Annotated in this window: 2 protein-coding genes; both read right to left on the bottom strand. The window is 66.9% G+C overall.

What is annotated here, in order from left to right:
• Positions 1-40 precede the first annotated feature (40 nt).
• Entirely contained in the window at positions 41-274 is a 234-nt protein-coding gene (locus EDE12_RS21660) for a hypothetical protein (RefSeq protein ID WP_026597733.1), read from the bottom strand.
• 2 nt (positions 275-276) lie between these two features.
• Positions 277-1,779: IS66 family transposase (locus tag EDE12_RS21655; RefSeq protein WP_134188317.1), on the bottom strand; the 1,503-nt coding region annotated here is incomplete at its 5' end.

Raw genomic sequence — 1,779 nt, 5'->3', positions numbered from 1 at the left:
GTAAGCATCCGGCGTGGGCCGCAGGCGATGGGCTGAAGCGTCAGGCGCCAGCGCGCGACTTCAGGTCTTTGTGGATTTCGATGAGCTCGACGAGAGTTTCGATGCCGAAGTCGGTGAATGCGAGAACGCCGTCGTCTCCGATGCCGTAGACCCAGATGACGCCGTCCTCGGTGTCCATTTCGAGAGCGACGTCGTGGATGAAGTCGACGCTCTCGCCGAGGCGCTCTGCGACGCGTTCGACGGTCGTGACATGATCGACCTTGTTGACGTGCATGCTCAGGCCGCCAGCGCCGATGCGCGCGGAGCCGACGCTCGCCAGTTCCACGGCAGCAATTCATCGAGCCGATGCGCGGGGTGGGCGGCGATGCGGGCGAGAACGTCGGCGAGCCAGGCCTGCGGATCGACGCCGTTCATCTTCGCGCTCACGATCAGGCTGTACATCGCTGCGGCACGCTGGCCGCCGCGGTCGGAGCCGCAGAACAACCAGCTTTTTCTGCCAAGGGCGATGCCGCGCAGTCCGCGCTCGGCGGCATTGTTCGACAGGCACACGCGCCCATCCTCGAGGAACAGCGTGAAGGCCGGCCACCTCTTCAGCATGTAATGGATCGCCTTGGCGAGATCGTGCCCACGCGAGAGTTTGGCGAGCTGTTCGCGCAGATAGTTTTCCAGCGCGTCGACGAGCGGGCGGCTCGACGCCTGCCGGACGGCGAGACGTTCTTTTGCGCTCTTGCCGTTGATCGACCGCTCGATCGCAAACAGCGCGTCGATCCGGCGAACGATTTCGATGGCGATGGGCGAGAGCGGAATCTCTTTCTTCCCCGCCGCCTTGCGCCGCGCATTCTCGTCGATGTCCGCCATTGCGAAGAACGGGCGCCGCGCATGGACCCAGCACGCGGCCTCGCAGATCGCGCCGGGCTCGCGCCCCGGCAGATACAGCTTGCCGTAGCCGTCATAGGCGTCCGCTTGCAGGATGCCGGACCAGTTCGCCAGATGGCCCTGCGGATGTTCGCCGCGCCGATCGCGCGAGTAATAGAACATCGCCGCCGGCGGCCCGGCGCCGCCGAAGGGCGCGTCGTCGCGCACATAGACCCAGCAGCGGCCTGTGTCGGTCTTGCCCTTGGCCAGCACGGGAACCGTGGTGTCGTCCCCGTGCAGCCGCTCGGCTGCGAGGACATGCGCCTCGACGAGACGCCGCAGCGGATCGAGTGCGGCGCAGATGGAGCCGACGGCGTCGGCCATGGTCGACAAGGCGATCGGCGCGCCTTCGAGAGCATAGCGCTCGGACTGGCGGTTGAGCGGCTGATGCTGGCCGAACTTCTCGAAAGCGATCATCGCCAGCAGGCTCGGCCCCGCCCAGCCGCGCGCGACGACATGGAACGGCGCCGGCGCCTGGGTGATCTTCTCGCAGTCCCGGCAGGTGAACTTCTCCCGCACGGTCTCGATGACCTTCCATTGGCGCGGCGTCGTCTCCAGCGTCCGCGTCACATCCTCGCCGAGCTTGCGCAGGCGCGAACCGCCGCAGCAGCCGCAGGCCTTCGGCGCCTCGGTCACCACGCGCTCGCGCGGCAGGTGGTCAGGAAAGGTGTTGCGCTCCGGCCGCTTGCGCTGGAAGCCGGCGACCGTGGTCGTTCTGGCGACCGCTTGTTCTGCGGCGAGCTCGTCTTCCGTCGCGTTCGCTTCCAGCTCTTCGAGCTCCAGCGACAACTGATCGAGCAGCCGCGCCGAGCGCTCCGACTTCTGCCCATAGATCTGCCGCTGCAATTTGGCGATCTGGAGCTT

The sequence above is a fragment of the Methylosinus sp. sav-2 genome (genome assembly GCF_004366495.1).
Taxonomy (GTDB): Bacteria; Pseudomonadota; Alphaproteobacteria; order Rhizobiales; family Beijerinckiaceae; genus Methylosinus.
Note: the sequence above shows the minus strand (reverse complement) of the source record. Positions and strands in the feature narration are given on the sequence as shown.

What these genes read in the sequence shown, in the direction of transcription:
- EDE12_RS21660 (WP_026597733.1), bottom strand. Translation starts at nt 274, where the DNA reads ATGCACGTCAACAAGGTCGATCATGTCACGACCGTCGAACGCGTCGCA.